Below are 17892 nucleotides of genomic sequence, written 5' to 3'. Positions count from 1 at the left end.
CGGGGGCCTGGGCGGCGCGCCTTGGCGGGGGTGTGGTCGATGTCCTGCACGGCGAAGTAGCGCTCATGCTCGTGCCGGTCGCGGGCGCCGCAATACTCGGTGCCGCACTCCTTCAATGCACTGGACGCGCGGGCCTGACCGCAGGCCGGCTCATCGATCGCTATCGCCACCAGCGCGGCATCGAACGCTACGCGACCAAGGTGATCCCGCTGGTACGCAAGATGCTCGCCTGACGCGGCATCCGTTTGGGTGGGAGGCAGCTTGCGCGCCCGCCGCCTCCAGACCCTTCAACGCCAAGCCGATCAGCCGAACAGGAAGTCGTTCGCCGAGAGCTGGCCCGCCTTGGTCAGCCCGGTCAACGCCACCGAGATATCGGCGGCCCCGTCGCCATTGACGTCGATCAGCACCGTGCTGCCCGACACGCGCGCCTCGCTGTTGTCACTGCCGCCGGTGAATGCCGTGCTGCCACGATAGACGAAATCGCCAACCATCGGCGCGTTGATGACGAGCCTGTCGCCTTCCGCGGCCCCACCATCCAGCGCGTTGAAATCGGTGATCCGGTCCGTGCCAAGATCGCCCACAGCGAAGACGAAATGATCGGCCCCGATGCCGCCCGTCAGCGTATCGGCACCAGCGCCACCATAGAGGATATCGTCCCCGGCCCCGCCGACGAGGACGTCCTTGCCGCCAAGACCGGTCAGCGTGTCGGCGCCCAGCCCGCCGGTCATCGTATCGGCGATCCCGGTGCCCTGTAGGATGCGGCCAGCCTCCGCGCCGAGCGCGGCCGCGTCAGCGGCGGTCGGATCATCGTCGATGATCGTGGCCACACCCTTGCCGTCGGCGATCGTCGCCCGTACCGGGTTGCCCAGGACGATGCTGAAGGCCTCATTCGCCTCATCGACCGTGTCGCCAATGATGGCGATCTTGATGATCTTGGAGGTCTCACCGGCAGCGAAGGTCACCGTGCCGGTCGCCGCGGTGAAATCCGCCGCAGAGGCCGAACCCGAGGCGGTATGGTAATCCACCGTCACCGCCGTCACCGCCGCGGCCGAGAGCTTCACCTCGAAGGTTGCATAGGCCGTTGTGCCGCCGGTGGCCTCGTCCGGCAGGTCGAACTCGATGGGCCGCAGATAGACCATCTTGTTCTCATTCACCGTGCGCCAGTCATCCTGCAGGATGCCGCCGGTATCGCCGGAATTCGGGTTCCACGACCAGTAGGTCCAGCTCACACCAAGGTCGCCGCCGGCCAGATCGTGGGTTCCATTGTTGTCGAGATCCCCCGACAGGTAGGAGGTGATCGCCTCGAACCAGGCGACATCCTTGGGATCGGTCAGCTTGGTGCCGAACTCGCCGAGATAAACCGGCGCGATGCCTTCCTTGTAGATGTAGCCCCACATCTGGTCGAATTTAGCCGGCAGATTGGCCGGGAAATCCGCCCCCTGGAACCACGGCTGCGCATAGACCGAATTCGGGTAGTCATGCGCCGAATAGACCAGCTTGTTGCCGACATCGAGCTCGATTGGCCGGTCGCGCACCCCCATCAGGTTGCCGCCCCACCAGTAGCTCTGACCCTGGTAGTTCGCGATGCCCTCGACGAAGATCAGCCAATTGGGATTGACGTCGCCGATCGCATTGCCCGCGATCTCGGCTGCCGCCGCCCAATCATTCGCCCCGCCGCCGCCCCACGTGCCGTTGTACGGCTCATTGTGCAGGTCGGCGCCGATCACCGCCGTGTTGTCGGCATAGCGTTCGGCCAGCATCTGCCAGTCGGAGACCCAATCGGCCTGCGAGTGGCTTGAGTCGAACCACAACCCGTTCGACGAGGTGCCATCCCCGGCCGAACTGCGATGATGGTCGAGGATGATCTTGATGCCGACCTGTTCGGCATAGGCGACGATCCTGTCCATCACCTGCAGCGGCGTCAGGCCCCTGAGGTCGGGATTCTGGTTGAAGTCGATGCCGAGCGCCTGGCTCGTCGCATGCAGCATGTCGGAGGAGAAGGGCAGGCGGATGGTGTTGAACCCCTCGTCCACCATCTGCTGCATCATCTCCTTGTAGGAGCGCGCCCACAGCCCGTTCGGGGACATGTTGTTGCCCTCGAAGCCGAACCAGTTCACGCCGGCAATCTGCACGTTGTTGCCGGCAGAATCGATGATCTGGTTGCCCGAGGTGCTGAACCAGCCGGTGGTGCCGGCGGCGTCGCCCTCGGCAATCGACGTATCGGTGATGGTGATCCGGGGCAGGTCGTCATTGGTGATGGTGCCGGTGCCCGTGCCGGTCGCGATGGTCGCGCCGGAGGGTGCGGACAGCGTCAGCTTCAGCGTCTCATTCGCCTCGACCACCGTATCGCCGGTCACCGCCACATGCACGATCTTCGAGGTCTCGCCCGCGGCGAAGGTCAACGACCCGGCCGTCGCGGTGTAGTCCGACCCCGCAGTCGCCGTGCCATCGGCCGTGGTGTAGCTGACCGTCACCGGGCCGCTGCTGGCGGCCGAGAGCGTCACGGTGAAGGCCAGGTCGGCATTCCCGCTCACCCCCTCGGTGACCGAGGCATTGCCCACCGACAGCTTCGGCGTGGCTGTATCGTCATTGACGATGGTCCCGATCGCAGCCCCGTCGTTGATCGTCGCACCCGACGCCGCGGAGAGGTTGAGCTTCACCGTCTCATTCGCCTCGACCGCCATGTCGCCGGTCACCGCGACATGAACGATCTTGGAGGTCTCGCCTGCGGCGAAGGTCAGCGTCCCGGTCTTGGCCGTATAGTCCGACCCGGCCGTGGCGGTGCCGTTCGCGGTCGCATAGGCCACCGTGACCGCACTGCTGCTGGCGGCAGAGAGCGTCACCACGAAGGCGAGATCGCTGCTGCCGCTGTTGACTTCGGTGACGGTGGCATCCGCGACCGAGATGGCCGGCGTCACCGCCGCCGCGTCACCATTGAGCGCCAGGCCCGAGACGGCAGTGCTGCCCGCCGATGTCGCCTGGAAGCCGAAGCTGGTCTCACCACCGGCCGCGACCGAGGCATTGTAGCTCTGGTTGCGGATCACATAGTGGTTGCCGACATGGCTGACGATCAAAGCGTTCCAGATATTGGTGATCGTGAAGGTCGCGTCGAATTCCGCCGTCCAGCCGTTGAGCGCGGTGCTGCCGGCATCCACCGTCATCGTCGCGGTGAAGCCGGCGCCCCAATCGCTGGTGACGGCGTATTCGAGGGCACCGCTGCTCGTCGCGACATCGCCAGTGGTAATGGTCGCGACCGCCGTATCGCCGGGGATGCTGACCTGGGTAGTCTTGCTCGTCTCGCCCGCCGCGAAGGTCAGCGTGTCTGTCTTCGGCGCGTTGTCCGATCCCGCCGTAACCGCATCACTGGCGGTCGCATAGTCCACCGTCACCGCGCCCGCCGCCGCCTTCGACTGCGTGTCGGTCAACTTCGTCAACTTCGTGCCGGCAATATTCTCGACGATGGCGGCATGCCCATCGCTGATCGAAATGGAGGGCCGCGCGGCTGGTGCCGGCGCGGCATCCAGCACCGCCTGCCATTCCGCCCGCGCCCCGCTGTCGAGCGCCACGATGTTGCTCATCTCGAGCTGACCAAGCCCGACGCCGGTCAGCGTGTAGGTCTGCCTGTTGCCGTCGATGACGATGACTGTCGAACCATTCACTTCCGTCTGCGAGAATTCGGCCGCCTTGAACCAGCCAAAGTCGAGCTTGTCCGTCGCTGGGTCGAAATCGAGCACCGGGCTGGTGCCATAGAGCCAGGCAATGCTGAAGGTGGTTCCGGCCACGCCCGAGGGAGCCTCGCCGCTGCCGACACCAGTCGGCCAATCATTCGTCCCGGCGAGTAGCACGCCCTGCGCCAGCACCTGGCTGTCCGGGACAATGGTGAAGCCGAGTTGGAGGTGGATGCGATCCTCGCGTACCTCGGCCGCGTAAAAGACGAAATTGTCGACCGTAAGCTCGGCCTTGGTGACGCCGAGCAGGATCAGCGCCTGACCGGTGCTGGCATTGGAGATCACCACCCCTTCCGCGCTGTCGGTCATGTAGATCTGTTCGCGCATGCCGAAATAGCGGAAATCCACCACATCGGTCGCCGGGTCGAACGCGACCTTGTCGATCTGGCCGAGTTCATGGGACCGCGCATAGACGGTGTTCGGCGCCTTGACGATGCCCTGCTCCCAGGCGAGCGCGCCGCTCAGGCATTGGCGCAGATGGTCGTTGATGACCGGCACGAAGCTGTCGATGGTCAACTGCCCGAGAGCGACGCCCTGCACGACGATCATCTCGCCCGACCAGGGGTTCAGGAAACCCACCCCGGCCAGCGTATCGACGACGATGATATTGTGGCCCGAGACATCACCCAGATCGAGTTTGTCATGCGCCGGTTCGAAACCGACAATGTCGGCGGCGGCGGTATCGACGGCGACGATGCGCCCTGCGGTCGTGGTGATGCCCTCAGACACGATCGTCGTTCCCCTAAAGGATGCTGTGGTGCGCGAAACCGTCAGGCATCTATATCAGCAGATTTTCTACTCATGATTGCTTGGCGTATACAAATCGGTGAAGACGGCCGGCGAGACGCCGGGCGCCTGAGCGTCTGCTTGCAACCGCGCGATGCGGCGCGTTTTCACATCCGGTAAAGGCCCCGGACTCTCCAAACGGACTCTCAAGACCCGCCGATCAGGATGCCGGTCGCGAGCACCAGCCCGCCGCCCAGCAGGATCTGGAACATGGCACGGCCGACCGGAGTCTCCATGAAGCGGTGCTGGATCCAGACGATCGCCCACAATTCGAAGAACACCACCACCAGCGCGATCGCCGTCGCGGTCCAGAAATGCGGGATCAGATAAGGCAACGCATGGCCAAGCCCGCCCAGCGCCGTCATCACCCCCGATGCCACCCCGCGTTTCCACGGCGAGCCGCGCCCGGACAGCTTGCCGTCGTCATGCGCAGCCTCGGTAAAGCCCATCGAGATGCCGGCGCCGAGCGAGGCCGACAGCCCCACCAGGAAGGTCGTCGAGGGGTTCTGCGTGGCGAAGGCGGTCGCGAATATCGGCGCCAGGGTCGAGACCGAACCATCCATCAGCCCGGCCAGGCCCGGCTGCACCCAGGTCAGCAGGAATTGCCGCTTGGCGACCGAAACCTCTTCCTCGCCCTCGGCGCCACCGAGCCGGTCGGCGACCAGGTGGTCCGCTCGCTCCTCATGCTGCGCCTCGGCGGCTTCGAGGTCGCCGAGCAGCTTGCGCACCTCTGCATCCGTCGTTCGGGCGGCCGCGGCGGCATAAAACGCCTGGGCATCGCGCTCCATGGCGGCCGCTTCCTCGCGGATCCGCTCCAGCCCGAGATTCTCGACCAGCCAGACCGGCTTGCGGCCGTAGAAATCGGCCACATGCTCGCGCCGGATCGGCAGGATCAAATCGCCATACCGGGCGCGATACAGGTCGATCAGCCGGCGGCGATGCCCGTTCTCCTCCTCCGCCATGCCGTCGAACACATCGGCGGAAGCAGGGTATTGCTCACGCAGGCGGCTCGCATACAGCGCGTAGATCCGGCTGTCCTCCTCCTCGGAGGAGATGGCCAGCGCCAGGATTTCCTGGGCCGAGAGGCTGTCGAACCGGCGGCGGGACCCACCGAAACCAGGCAGTAGAGATCGCATCGGGTCAATCCAGTCATGCCGCGCCGCGCGCACCGTCTCGATGCGCGCGGCCACGGCCAGGGTTGGCAAGGCTTAGCCTATCAGGCCGGCGGAGGCACGATCCTCTCGCGCTGCAACATCGGAAGCATGCGTGACAATGTGCCATCGCGCACCGCGAACTGGTGCCACAGCGCGGCGGCCACATGCAGCCCGATCGCCACCAGCAGCAGGTTGCCGAACACTCCGTGCACCTCGCCCCACAGCCGGTCGCCCGGCACGGCAAAGGGCGCGGGCAGCGGGATGCCGCCGAAGATCGCGACGGGCCGCCCGCGCGCCCAGCGGTCCAGCAGCCCGGTCAGCGGCAGGCCGATGGTCAGCAGGATCAGCCCGACATGCATGCCGGTCGCCGCCAGCCGCTGCCACGCCGGCCCCGGCGCCGGCGCCGGCGGCACGGGCGACACCAACCGCCAGGCCACCCGCAGCGCGGTCAGGCCAAGCACCAGCACGCCCAGGCTGTAATGCAGTTGCATCGCCTCCTCGCGCCCGCCACCGCGAGGAAATTCTTCCATCGTGGTGCCGACCGCCCAGGCCGACAGCACCAGCAAGGCCGCGCCCCAATGGATGGCGCGGGTCATCGCGCCATGGGGTTGGATTTCGAGATCCGTCGCCATCCTCGGGGCCCTCCGCTCAGCGGTCGCGGCGGGTGACGGCGCCGGTCGCGGCGTCGACGCGCAATTCGACGCGCCGGCCCTCGGCATCGAGCGCCTTCACCTCCCAGGCGGTGCGCTCCCATTCGACGCTGCGCACCGGCCCATAGCCGGCTGTGCGGACGGCGGTGGCGGCAGCGGCGGCATCGACGGCGGCGCGGGATAGCGTCTCGGCCGACGCGCGGCGGCTGTCATCGGAGGACGCCATGGCCGGCGCCAGCGGCAGCGCGGCGGCGATGGCCAGCGCCAGGGCGCTGGCGGGAAGAATACGGGTCATCGTGTCTCACCTCGGTCTGTGCGTTGCGGTCCATCCGCAATGCGGCGCATCCTGTGTGACGGAAGCTGAACCGGCGCTGAGCAGCCCGTTCAGCCTGGGTTCAGCTTGCACCGGCGAGCTTGTCCCGATGCGTGGAGCCCTGCTGCTGCTGCTGTCCCTGTTGATGCTCGCCGCCGCGCCGGCCTGGGCGGATGACCGGCGCGACCATGAACGTGCGCGCGCCGCCCTCGCCGCCGGCGAGATCCGCCCGCTGGCTGACCTCCTGGCCGAGGTCGAACGCCGCTACATCGGCCGTGTCATCGAAACCGAGCTCGAACGCGAGAACGGCCGCTGGGTCTATGAGTTCAAGGTCCTGCCGCCCTCCGGCCGGGTGTTCGAACTCAAGCTCGATGCCGCAACCGGCGCCCTGCTGCGCGCCCGCGGGCCGGTCCAGGAACGCGACTGATGCGCATCCTGGTCGTCGAGGACCACGCGGCGCTCGCGCGGCAGCTGATGGAAGCGCTGGCCGAAGCCGGCTTCGTCGCCGACCACGCCGCCGATGGCGAGGAAGGCCTGTTCCTCGGTGAGACCGAACCCTATGACGCCGTGGTGCTGGATCTCGGCCTGCCACGGCTCGATGGGCTGTCGGTGCTCAAGCGTTGGCGCGCCGCCGGGCGCGACTTGCCCGTGCTGATCCTGACGGCGCGCGACGGCTGGTCGGAAAAGGTCGCCGGGCTGAATGCCGGCGCCGATGACTACCTGGCCAAGCCCTTCGTCATGGCAGAACTCATCGCCCGGCTGCAGGCCCTGGTGCGCCGCGCCCATGGCCGCAGCCAGCCGCAGATCAGCCTTGGCAGGCTGGTGATCGATACCGGGACGCAGCGCGTGCTGCTCGACGGTGCCACGACACGGCTGACCGGGCTGGAATACCGCCTGCTCGCCTATCTGGCGCTGCATGCCGGCCAGGTGGTGTCCAAGACCGAACTCACCGAACACCTATACGCGCAGGATTTCGATCGCGACAGCAACACGCTCGAGGTCATGGTCGGCCGACTGCGCCGCAAGCTCGGCGAAGGCTTTATCGAGACCGTGCGCGGCCAGGGCTACCGGCTGGCGGCGGCATGAGGGCGCCGCGCTCGCTGGCGCTGCGCCTCGCCCTGGCGGCGGGACTGTGGGTGGCGGCCGGGCTCGGTGCCGCCGGCTGGTTCATCACCGGGGTGGTGGTGCGCCAGGTCGAGGCCGCCTTCGACGCGCGGCTTTCCGGCCTGCTCGATGCCGCGGTGGCGGCGGTGACGACCGATACGCATGGCCATATCGTGGTCGGGCGCGCCCCGGCCGGCGCCGATTTCGACCGCGCCCTCAGCGGCGCCTACTGGCAGGTGACGGGCCCTGATGGCGCGGTAACCACGTCCCGCTCGCTCTGGGACCAGACCTTGCCGGCCGCGCAATCCGGCCATGAAGGCATTGCCTGGCGCGACATCATCGGTCCGCGCGGCGAACCCTTGCGTCTGGCCGAGCGCGACCTGCTGCTGCCCGATGCTGCCGGCGAGGCGCATGTCGCCGTCGCCCTCTCCCGTGCCGAGACGCTGGCCGAGATCGCCAGGCTGCGCACCGTCCTGCTCGCGGTCTTCGTGCTGCTCGGCATCGGTCTCGTCGGCGGCGTCGTGACGACGGTCGTGGTCGGCCTGGCGCCGCTGCGCCGCGTGCGGCGCGCCCTGGCCGAGATACGCCAGGGGCGACGGGACACGCTGGACCTGGACGCGCCGGGCGAGGTCGCCCCGTTGGTCGCCGAGGTGAATGCGCTGATTGCCACCAACCGCGCGACCGTCGAGCGGGCGCGCACGCATGTGGGCAATCTCGCCCATGCGCTGAAGACGCCACTCGCCGTGCTGCGCAATGCGCTGGAACCATCACACCCCGACCTGCCATCGGCGCGTGCCGAGGCCGAGGCCCTGCAAGGCTTGGTGCAGCATCACCTGGCGCGGGCACGGACGGCGGCGCGCGCCACCTCGGTCGCTGCCGCCGCCGTTTCGCCCCTGGCGGTCGCGCAGGACATCGCACCCGCCTTGCGTCGCCTGTTTGCCGATCGGGGCCTGCTGATCGAGGTGACCGGTGCATCGACGGCGCGCGTGCGCGTCGACGCGCAGGACCTGACCGAAATGCTCGGCAACCTGATGGAGAATGCGTGCAAATGGGCGCGCGGGCAGGTCAGCCTGTCGGTCGCCGATGTGCCCGGCAGCGTCGTCATCACGGTGGCCGATGACGGCCCCGGCCTACCGGAACAGGTGCGCGAGGCCGCCCTCGCACGCGGCGTGCGGTTCGATGAGGGCACAGCCGGCGCTGGCCTGGGCCTCGCCATCGTTGCGGATCTCGCCACGCTGTATGGTGGGGCGCTCGACCTCGCGCGCTCCGATCTCGGTGGACTGCGCGCGACCCTGTCGCTGCCGGGGGTCGCGCTGCCGCCGGTCGGCTGATCGCCGACCGACGAGACCGTATCGTCAACGCGACAACCCAGGCGCCGGGCCGTGGCCGGCGCCTGGATTGCCGAACACGTTACACGCTGCCGACCGGCGGCTGCGGCCCGGTCGGCGTGGCGCGGAACGCCATCGGCGTCGCCTGCTGGCCATTCACCGTGACCAGGCAGTCGAACTGGCGGTCGGCATGGCCGATCTCACGCGACTGGCAGTCGGCGGTCACCGGCATGGAGCCGGCACGGCCCTGCAACGTTGTGGCGCCATAGGTCACCAGCGTGCCCTGGATGGCCGGCTGGCCGTTCACGCGGATCGTCAGATCGTGGCGCGGTTCGGTGTTCGTGCCCACCGGGATGCGGGTCGTTGTCATCTCCCCCGACAGCATCAGCTGCTGGCTGGTGGCGGGGAGGACGAGGGTCTGGTCCGGGGCTCGCGAGACGCCGGGGGCCGTCATCGCGCAACCCGAGGCCACGAGCAGGGACAGGCAAGCCAAAACACGCGGTCGCATCGTCATTCTCCGTTTTCCATGTCACGGCAACAACGCCGGAACCGGTACGAAGTTGCCTCGCTCTGGCCGGGCGCCCCCCGGTCCCGCGGCCGACCGCATGCCGAATCCGCTTCCGGCCACCCCCTCCGTGCCCTAGCGTCTGGTCGGGAGACTGCACTTGGGGGGCTCGTGGCCTATGCGCTGCAACAGCTGATCAACGGGATCAGCCTCGGGATGATCTACGGCCTGATCGCGGTCGGCTACACGATGGTCTACGGCATCATCGGCATGATCAACTTCGCCCATGGCGACATCTTCATGGTCGGCGCCTTCGTGGCGTTGATCTCGGTGGTGATGCTGGTCTCGGGCGGCATCATGGATGGGCCGGCGGCGATCCTGATCGTGCTGCTGGTGTCGATGTGTGTCACCGCGCTGTATGGCTGGACGGTGGAACGCATCGCCTATCGGCCCTTGCGCGGATCATTCCGCCTGGCGCCGCTGATCTCGGCGATCGGCATGTCCATCGTGCTGCAGAACTACGTGCAGGTGGCTCAGGGCGCGCGGGTGAAGCCGATCGACGCGGTGCTGCCCGGCGGCATCACGGTGATCGACAGCGAGGCCTTCATCGTCCAGTTCTCCTACATGCAGATGCTGATCATCGCGGTGACGCTCGGCGTGCTCGCCATCTTCACCTGGCTGGTCACGCGCACGCCGCTCGGCCGCGCCATGCGCGCCTGCGAGCAGGACCGCAGGATGGCCTCCCTGCTCGGCATCGACACCGACCGCACCATCAGCCTGACCTTCGTCATCGGCGCCTCGCTCGCTGCGGTGGCCGGCACGTTGTACCTGCTTCGCTATGGCGTGATCGACTTCTACATCGGCTTCCTCGCCGGGGTGAAAGCCTTCACCGCCGCCGTGCTGGGCGGCATCGGCTCGCTGCCCGGCGCGGTGCTGGGCGGGCTGCTGATCGGACTGATCGAGACCTTCTGGTCGGCCTATTTCTCCGTCCAGTACAAGGATGTCGCGGCCTTCTCGATCCTGGTGCTGGTGCTGATCTTCATGCCCACCGGACTGCTCGGCCGGGCCGAGGTCGAGAAGGTATGACATTGCGGGCACTGAAGGACGCGGCCATCACCGCGCTGGTGGCGCTCGGGCTGTTCGTGCCGCTGGTCGGGCTGCGCACCGATGTCGGGCCGAGTGGCGAACTCGTGCTGCGCCAACGCTGGGGCGACGTGGTGATCCTCGTCGCCCTGGCCTTTGTCGGGCGGCTTGCATTGCTCGGCTGGCGCGGCTGGCGTGGCGACCCGAAGCCGGCTTCCGCCGCGCGCACCGAGGCGTTGCGCAAGGCCGGGCTATTCGTCGCCCCCGTGCTGCTCGGCCTCGCCGTGCTGCTGCCCTTCATCCCCGGCACCGGGCGGTATGAGCTCGACCTCGGCATCCTGGTGCTGACCTATGTGATGCTCGGCTGGGGGCTCAACATCGTGGTCGGGCTCGCCGGCCTGCTCGACCTCGGCTACGTCGCCTTCTACGCGGTTGGCGCCTATTCCTATGCGCTGCTGGCGACCACCTTCGGCCTGTCCTTCTGGATCTGCCTGCCGCTCGCCGGGCTGCTCGCCGCCTTCTGGGGCGTTCTGCTAGGCTTCCCGGTGCTGCGGTTGCGCGGGGACTACCTCGCCATCGTCACGCTGGCCTTCGGCGAGATCATCCGCGTCGTGCTGCTCAACTGGGTCAGCCTGACCAACGGGCCGAACGGCATCAGCGGCATCCCGCGCCCAACCTTCTTCGGCCTCACCTTCTCGATGTCCGGCGAACCGGACACCTTCGCCGGCTTCTTCGGCATCGAGCCATCGCCGGTCCATCGCGTGATCTTCCTGTACTACCTGATCCTCGGCCTCGCCCTGCTGACCAACTGGGTCAGCATCCGGCTGCGCCGCCAGCCGCTCGGCCGCGCCTGGGAAGCCCTGCGCGAGGATGAGATCGCCTGCCGCGCCCTCGGCATCAACGTCACCACCACCAAGCTCACCGCCTTTGCGCTGGGCGCTATGTTCGCCGGTATCGCCGGGTCCTTCTTCGCCACGCGGCAGGGCTTCATCAGCCCGGAATCCTTCACCTTCATCGAGAGCGCCATCATTCTCGCCATCGTCGTGCTCGGCGGCATGGGCAGCCAGATCGGCATCGCCATCGCCGCCCTGGTGATGATCGGCGGCTTCGAGGTGTTCCGCGACCTCGACGAATGGCGGATGCTGGTCTTCGGCGGCGCCATGGTGCTGATCATGGTCGCCCGCCCGCGTGGGCTGGTCGGGCACCGCACACCCTCGGTCGTGCTGCGCGAAAGACGCGCCATCGGCGCCGAACACGTCGCCGAGGGGCATGGCTGACCCATGGCGACACCGATCCTCGAAACCGACACACTGACCATGCGCTTCGGTGGCCTGGTCGCCGTCGATGCCGTGACCTTCACCGCGCAGCGCGACGACATCACCGCCATCATCGGCCCGAACGGCGCGGGCAAGACCACGCTGTTCAACTGCATCACCGGCTTCTACCGCCCGACCGGCGGCGCGCTGCGGCTGTTTCGCGATGGCGCGCCGGTAGAGCTGCACCACCTCGCCGGCCACCGTATCGCCCGCGCCGGCGTGGCGCGCACCTTCCAGAACATCCGTCTTTTCCCCGGCATGACGGCGCTCGAGAACCTGCTGGTGGCGCAGCACAACACGCTGATGGCGTCGACCGGCTTCGGCATCGGCGCGCTGCTCGGCGCGCCGCGCTACCGCCGCGCGCAGAAGGCCGCCATCGCCAAGGCCGTGCACTGGCTTGAAGTGACCGACCTGCTCGCCCGTGCCGACGACCCTGCCGGTGCCCTGCCCTACGGCCAACAGCGCCGCCTCGAGATCGCGCGCGCGATGTGCACCGATCCGCTACTGCTTTGCCTGGATGAGCCCGCCGCCGGCCTAAACCCGCGCGAATCCGAGGAGCTTTCCGCCCTGCTGCGCATGATCCGCGACGGCGGCTGTTCCATCCTGCTGATCGAGCACGACATGGGCGTGGTGATGGGCATCTCCGACCGCATCGTGGTGCTCGACCATGGCCGCAAGATCGCCGACGGCACGCCGGGCGAGGTGCGCGCCGACCCCCGCGTCATCGCCGCCTATCTCGGCGAGGGCGATGAGGGCGAGGACGCGGCATGAGCACCGCTCCCGTGCTGATCCAGACGATGTGGCGCACCGGCGGCACCTACCTCGCCTTCCGCCTGCGTGAGACGAACCCCGTCTCGCTGTTCTACGAGCCGCTGCACGAGGATTTTTCGCGCCATCCGCGCAGCAGCTGGGAGCGCTGGGCGAGCAACGGCATGCAGCGCGAACTCGGCCATCCGGAAGCCGCTTTCCACTACCTGACCGACTTCCCGACCGACGCCGTGGGCATGGTGCCCGGCCACCAGGAGGACTTCGCCTGGCAGCCCTTCATCCTCGCTCCGGGCGAGCCGGCCCCCGCCCTCGCCGCCTATCTGACCGAACTGGTCCGCACCGCGCCGCGACGGCCGCTGTTCAAATTCTGCCGCGCCACGCTGCGCAGCCGCTGGGTCGAGACGCTGCTCGGCGGCACCACGATCTATCTGCTGCGCGACCCTGCCGAGATGATCGCGGCCTACCGTGCCCGCGGTGACTACTTCTTCTCGGGCCTGCTGCGCATCGTGCTGCTGAATGCGACGGCACCGATGTTCGCTCCGGCGGCGTCACTGCTCGCGGCACGTTACCCGGCGCTCGCCACGCTCAATGACGCAGCGCTACGCGACAACGCGCTCTGCCACGCCATCACGATGGAAGACCGCATCGCCCTGGCCGCCCATGTCTGGCTGCTCTCGCTCGCCGCGCATTGCCGGCCGGGCGTGCTCGTCATCGACGCCGCCGACCTCGGGCAGGACGAGGTGCAGCACGCTGTCACAGCGGCCACGGGTCTGGCCTGCGACCTCGCCGATGCCCGGCCGCTGCCCGCGCGCGGCGATGTGGCGGTGGACTTCGAAGCCCCTGCCTGGCGCGACGCGGCGGTGCAGGCACTCGCCGCACTCGGCGATATCGGGCCGCTGCCCGAAGGTGCGGCGCGATATGCCAGGCTGGTCGAGGGCCTCCTGGCATGACCGCCCCGCTCCTCGAACTCGACACCGTCTCCAGCGGCTACGGCGCGGTGCAGGCGCTGCGCGAGGTCTCGATCACCGTCGCCCCCGGCGAGATCGTCACGCTGATCGGCGCCAATGGTGCCGGCAAATCCACCCTGCTGATGACCATCTGCGGCGACCCGCGCGCCCGTAACGGCCGCGTGGTCTTCGAAGGCCGCGACATCACCCAGATGCCGACTCACCAGATCATGCGCCTCGGCCTCGCCCAGGTACCGGAAGGCCGGCGCGTCTTCCCGCGCATGTCGGTGATGGAAAACCTGCTGATGGGCGCGCAGGTCGCCGGCCACGATCCCGCCCCGCTGCTCGACCAGGTCTTCGCCCTGTTCCCCCGCCTGAAGGAACGCGAGACCCAGCGTGGCGGCACGCTTTCGGGCGGCGAACAACAGATGCTCGCGATCGGCCGCGCGCTGATGTCGAAGCCGCGGCTGTTGCTGCTGGATGAGCCATCGCTCGGCCTCGCGCCGCTGATCGTGCGGCAGATCTTCGCCGCCATCCGCGACCTGAACGAGAAGGAAGGCCTTACCGTGCTGCTGGTGGAACAGAATGCCAACCTGGCGCTGCGTCTCGCCCATCGCGGATACGTCCTGGTCAATGGGCGGATCACCCTGGCCGGGCCGGGGCGCGACCTGCTGGCGATGCCGGAAGTACGCGACGCCTATCTCGGCGGCGGCCACTGATCGGGGTGAGTCTTTTTTTGTCCTCAGGCGCCGGCGCGGCCATCCGGCCGCTTGGCTTACGCGCCATGCACTGGACTGCCGGCCGTTACGGTCGGTCTGGGCGCGGTCGCGCTGTGCGCGCGCGGCCCGATGCAACGCATCGGACCGAGGGCTCCCGAACTCGGCCGTCTGCACCGTCGGCCGCGCATGCTATAGGGCGCCGATGCTACGTTTGACGGAACTGAAACTGCCCCTCGACCATGCCGAAGGGGCGATCGAGGCGGCGGTGCGCGCGCGGCTCGACCTGCGCGGCGACGAGCTGCGCGCCCTGCATGTCGCCCGCCGCGCCTGGGATGCGCGCAAGCGGTCCGACATTTTCCTGGTCTATTCCGTGGACATCGAGGTGGCCGACGAGGCCGCCCTGCTGCGCCGCGCCGCGCGGGACAAGGTGCTGGCGCGCACCCTCGCCCCGACGCCCGACACGCGCTACCGCCAGGCCGCCCACGCACCGGGTGCGGGCTGGAAGCGCCCGGTCGTGATCGGCACCGGCCCCTGCGGCATCTTTGCCGCGCTGATTCTCGCCGAGATGGGCTACCGCCCGATCATCCTCGACCGCGGCACGGTGGTGCGCCAGCGCACCAAGGACACCTGGGGCCTGTGGCGCCGCCGCGTGCTGATCCCCGAGAGCAACGTGCAATTCGGCGAGGGCGGTGCGGGCACCTTCTCCGACGGCAAGCTCTATTCCGGCATCAAGGCGCCCGAGGCCGTCTCCCGCAAGGTGCTGACCGAATTCGTCGCCGCCGGCGCGCCGGAGGAGATCCTCTTCGTCGCCAAGCCGCATATCGGCACCTTCCGCCTGGTGACGATGGTGGAATCCCTGCGCGCCAAGATCGAAGCTCTCGGCGGCGAATACCGCTTCGGCACCAAGGTCGCCGACATCCTTGTCGAGACCGGCCGCGATGGGTCGCGCCGCATGCGCGGTGTCGTCACCGAGGCCGGCGAGGCGATCGAGACCGACCACGTCGTCCTCGCCATCGGCCATTCGGCGCGCGACACCTTCCAGATGCTGTTTGACCGCGGCGTGCATATCGAGGCCAAGCCGTTCTCCATCGGCGTGCGCATCGAGCACCCGCAATCGATCATCGACCGCGCCCGCTTCGGCGACTTCGCCGGCAACAAGATCCTTGGCGCGGCCGACTACAAGCTGGTGCATCACGCCGCCAACGGACGGTCGGTCTATTCCTTCTGCATGTGCCCCGGCGGCACGGTGGTCGCCGCCACCTCCGAGGCCGGCCGCGTCGTCACCAACGGCATGAGCCAGTATTCGCGCGCCGAGCGGAACGCCAATGCCGGCATCGTCGTCGGCATCACGCCCGAACAGGACTACCCAGGCCATCCGCTCGCCGGCGTCGCCCTGCAGCGGCATTGGGAGGAACAGGCCTTCATCGCCGGCGGCGGCGACTACAACGCGCCCGCGCAGCGCCTCGGCGATTTCCTGGCCGACCGGCCATCGACCGAGCTAGGCACCGTGGTGCCCTCCTACAAGCCCGGCGTGACACCAACCGACCTCGCCCGCTGCCTGCCCGACTTCGCCGTCGCCGCCATGCGCGAAGCCCTGCCCGCCTTCGGCCGCCAGATCCGCGGCTTCGACATGGAAGATGCCCTGATGACAGGGGTCGAGACACGTACCTCCTCGCCGGTGCGCATCCGGCGCGATGCCGCGTTCCGCTCGGTGAACACCATCGGCCTCTACCCGGCCGGCGAAGGCGCAGGCTATGCCGGCGGCATCTTCTCGGCCGGGGTGGACGGCATCCGCGTCGCCGAAGCGGTCGGGCGCGACATGGCCGGCATCAGCGCGGCCGCGGCGTGACCGACTTCGATGTGGTGGTGCTCGGCGCCGGCGCGGCCGGGCTGTTCGCCGCCATGCGCGCGGGCCAGCGCGGGCGGCGCGTGCTGCTGCTCGACCACGCCGACGAAGCGGGCAAGAAAATCCTGATCTCCGGCGGTGGGCGCTGCAACTTCACCAATACCGGCTGCGTGCCGGACCGCTTCATCTCGGCCAACAGGCACTTCGCCCGATCCGCGCTGGCGCGCTACACGCAGCACGATTTCATCGCCCTGGTGCAGAAGCACCGCATCGCCTTCCACGAGAAGACGCTCGGCCAGTTGTTCTGCGACGGCTCGGCGCGGCAGATCGTGCAGATGCTCCTCGCGGAATGCGAGGCGGCAGGCGTCGACCTCCGCCTGCGCCACCGCGTCATCGACATCACGCGCGGCGACCGCTTCACCATCGCGACCGACCATGGCGCCTTCACCACTGACTCCCTGGTGTTGGCGACCGGCGGCCTCTCCATCCCGAAAATGGGCGCGACCGGCTTCGCCCATGACGTGGCGCGGCGCTTTGGCCTGCCGCTCATCACACCCCGCCCCGGCCTGGTGCCGCTGACCTTCGACGGTCCGACGCTGGAACTGATGCGCCCACTGGCCGGCGTCGCCCTGCCGGTGATCGCGGCCGCCGGCACCGCCGCCTTCCCCGAGGCGATGTTGTTCACCCATCGCGGCCTGTCCGGTCCCGCGGTGCTGCAGGCCTCCTCCTACTGGTGCACGGGCGAGGCCGTGACCTTCGACCTGCTGCCCAACCAGGACCCGACGGCATTGCTGCTGGCCGCCAAGCGCGCCCGCCCCAAGGCGGAACCGCGCACCATCCTCGCCGACATGCTGCCGCAGCGCCTGGCCCAGGCGATGGCGGCGATCCACCTGCCGCCCCGCATCATGGGTGAACTCGGCGACGCGCCGCTCAAGGCGCTGGGCGCACTGATCAAGGCCTGGCGGCTCGAACCTGCCGGCACCGAAGGCTACGCCAAGGCCGAGGTGACGCTGGGCGGCATCGACACCGCCGCGCTGTCCTCCAAGACCATGGCGGCCAAGGACGTCCCCGGCCTGTTCGTGATCGGCGAAGCGGTGGACGTCACCGGCTGGCTTGGCGGCTACAACTTCCAATGGGCCTGGTCGAGCGGCTGGGCCGCCGGCGAGGCCGCCTAGAAACCGCCGCAGTTGCAACCCATTCTCAACGCCATGCGCCGTTTGATCCTTCTCGCCGGACTGACCCTGGCCGCCTGCGCCACCCAGGCTGGCTTCGACGCCCGTATGCAGAGCCTGGTCGGCCTGCCGGTGGGCGACCTAGTGCAGCGCGTCGGCGTGCCGGACAGTGACTTCACCACGCCCGAGGGCCGGCGGTTCCTGCAATATGAACGGCTCGGCACCTCCACCCCGACGCCAATGCCGGTGATCGGTCTCGGCGTCGGCGGTTTCGGCTGGCGCGGCGGGTGGGGCGGCGCCTGGGGGGCCGGCTATCCGGCATACGCCCCGCCGCCACCCTGCCGCGTGACCTTCGAGATCCGTGACGCGCGGGTCGCCTCCTTCACACAGAGCGGCGCAGGCTGCGTGGCGACGGCCCCGGACAGTTGAGGCACGAGGGGAAGGGCTTCGCCCCTCTCCGGACACAGGCCGGC

General features: G+C 68.6%; 16 protein-coding genes and 1 pseudogene. 11 read left to right on the top strand and 6 right to left on the bottom strand.

The window, feature by feature from the left end; all coding sequences use genetic code 11:
* Window positions 1-8: 8 nt before the first annotated feature.
* From IEY36_RS30585 to IEY36_RS09665, 5 genes and pseudogenes are all read right to left on the bottom strand, one after another.
* Window positions 9-116, bottom strand: a pseudogene (locus IEY36_RS30585) (IS481 family transposase); the annotation flags it as partial.
* 186 nt (window positions 117-302) lie between these two features.
* The gene (locus tag IEY36_RS09680; RefSeq protein WP_188966845.1) at window positions 303-4457 is read right to left on the bottom strand and encodes a Calx-beta domain-containing protein; all 4155 of its coding nucleotides are present in this window, start codon (window positions 4455-4457) and stop codon (window positions 303-305) included.
* 203 nt (window positions 4458-4660) lie between these two features.
* Window positions 4661-5650, bottom strand: coding sequence for an iron exporter MbfA (gene mbfA, locus IEY36_RS09675; RefSeq protein ID WP_188967028.1), 990 nt, complete (start codon window positions 5648-5650; stop codon window positions 4661-4663).
* Between the two features lie 80 nt (window positions 5651-5730).
* On the bottom strand, window positions 5731-6300 hold the full coding sequence (locus tag IEY36_RS09670; protein WP_188966844.1) for a cytochrome b: 570 nt from the start codon (window positions 6298-6300) through the stop codon (window positions 5731-5733).
* 16 nt (window positions 6301-6316) lie between these two features.
* Window positions 6317-6613 carry a PepSY domain-containing protein gene (locus IEY36_RS09665; protein WP_188966843.1) on the bottom strand — a complete coding sequence of 99 codons (297 nt, stop codon included), beginning with the start codon at window positions 6611-6613 and terminating at the stop codon, window positions 6317-6319.
* A 127-nt stretch (window positions 6614-6740) separates the two neighbouring features.
* Here IEY36_RS09665 and IEY36_RS09660 point away from each other — a divergent pair, with 127 nt between their 5' ends.
* Genes IEY36_RS09660 through IEY36_RS09650 form a run of 3 tightly spaced genes read left to right on the top strand, consistent with a single transcriptional unit; the run spans window position 6741 to window position 9066 of the window.
* Window positions 6741-7058, top strand: coding sequence for a PepSY domain-containing protein (locus IEY36_RS09660; RefSeq protein ID WP_188966842.1), 318 nt, complete (start codon window positions 6741-6743; stop codon window positions 7056-7058).
* Window positions 7058-7717 carry a response regulator transcription factor gene (locus tag IEY36_RS09655; RefSeq protein WP_188966841.1) on the top strand — a complete coding sequence of 220 codons (660 nt, stop codon included), beginning with the start codon at window positions 7058-7060 and terminating at the stop codon, window positions 7715-7717. The genes IEY36_RS09660 and IEY36_RS09655 overlap by 1 nt, the downstream gene beginning before the upstream one ends.
* Window positions 7714-9066, top strand: coding sequence for a sensor histidine kinase (locus IEY36_RS09650; protein ID WP_188966840.1), 1353 nt, complete (start codon window positions 7714-7716; stop codon window positions 9064-9066). Before IEY36_RS09655 ends, IEY36_RS09650 begins: the two co-directional genes overlap by 4 nt.
* Window positions 9067-9145: 79 nt before the next feature.
* Here the strand turns inward: IEY36_RS09650 and IEY36_RS09645 are convergent, their stop codons facing one another.
* On the bottom strand, window positions 9146-9571 hold the full coding sequence (locus IEY36_RS09645; RefSeq protein WP_188966839.1) for a hypothetical protein: 426 nt from the start codon (window positions 9569-9571) through the stop codon (window positions 9146-9148).
* Window positions 9572-9739: 168 nt separating this feature from the next.
* On the opposite strand from IEY36_RS09645, the gene IEY36_RS09640 reads away from it, so the two are divergent.
* The 8 genes from IEY36_RS09640 (at window position 9740) to IEY36_RS09605 (ending at window position 17848) form a co-directional block, all read left to right on the top strand.
* Window positions 9740-10654 (top strand): ABC transporter permease subunit, encoded by a 915-nt coding sequence (locus IEY36_RS09640; RefSeq protein ID WP_188966838.1) that lies wholly within the window; start codon window positions 9740-9742, stop codon window positions 10652-10654.
* A complete protein-coding gene (gene livM / locus IEY36_RS09635) occupies window positions 10651-11928 on the top strand; it encodes a high-affinity branched-chain amino acid ABC transporter permease LivM (protein ID WP_188966837.1) in 1278 nt (425 codons plus the stop codon). Before IEY36_RS09640 ends, livM begins: the two co-directional genes overlap by 4 nt.
* A gap of 3 nt (window positions 11929-11931) precedes the next feature.
* On the top strand, window positions 11932-12738 hold the full coding sequence (locus IEY36_RS09630) for an ABC transporter ATP-binding protein (protein WP_188966836.1): 807 nt from the start codon (window positions 11932-11934) through the stop codon (window positions 12736-12738).
* Window positions 12735-13685, top strand: coding sequence for a hypothetical protein (locus tag IEY36_RS09625; RefSeq protein ID WP_188966835.1), 951 nt, complete (start codon window positions 12735-12737; stop codon window positions 13683-13685). Before IEY36_RS09630 ends, IEY36_RS09625 begins: the two co-directional genes overlap by 4 nt.
* Entirely contained in the window at window positions 13682-14401 is a 720-nt protein-coding gene (locus IEY36_RS09620; protein ID WP_188966834.1) for an ABC transporter ATP-binding protein, read from the top strand. Before IEY36_RS09625 ends, IEY36_RS09620 begins: the two co-directional genes overlap by 4 nt.
* Before the next feature lie 202 nt (window positions 14402-14603).
* Window positions 14604-16250 (top strand): NAD(P)/FAD-dependent oxidoreductase, encoded by a 1647-nt coding sequence (locus IEY36_RS09615; protein ID WP_188966833.1) that lies wholly within the window; start codon window positions 14604-14606, stop codon window positions 16248-16250.
* Entirely contained in the window at window positions 16247-17422 is a 1176-nt protein-coding gene (locus tag IEY36_RS09610) for a BaiN/RdsA family NAD(P)/FAD-dependent oxidoreductase (RefSeq protein ID WP_188966832.1), read from the top strand. The genes IEY36_RS09615 and IEY36_RS09610 overlap by 4 nt, the downstream gene beginning before the upstream one ends.
* A 33-nt stretch (window positions 17423-17455) precedes the next feature.
* The gene (locus IEY36_RS09605) at window positions 17456-17848 is read left to right on the top strand and encodes a hypothetical protein (protein WP_188966831.1); all 393 of its coding nucleotides are present in this window, start codon (window positions 17456-17458) and stop codon (window positions 17846-17848) included.
* The last annotated feature ends 44 nt before the right edge of the window (window positions 17849-17892 follow it).

The sequence above is a fragment of the Neoroseomonas lacus genome (assembly GCF_014644535.1).
In the GTDB taxonomy this organism is placed as follows: domain Bacteria; phylum Pseudomonadota; class Alphaproteobacteria; order Acetobacterales; family Acetobacteraceae; genus Neoroseomonas; species Neoroseomonas lacus.
This window is presented reverse-complemented; position numbering and strand designations above follow the sequence as displayed.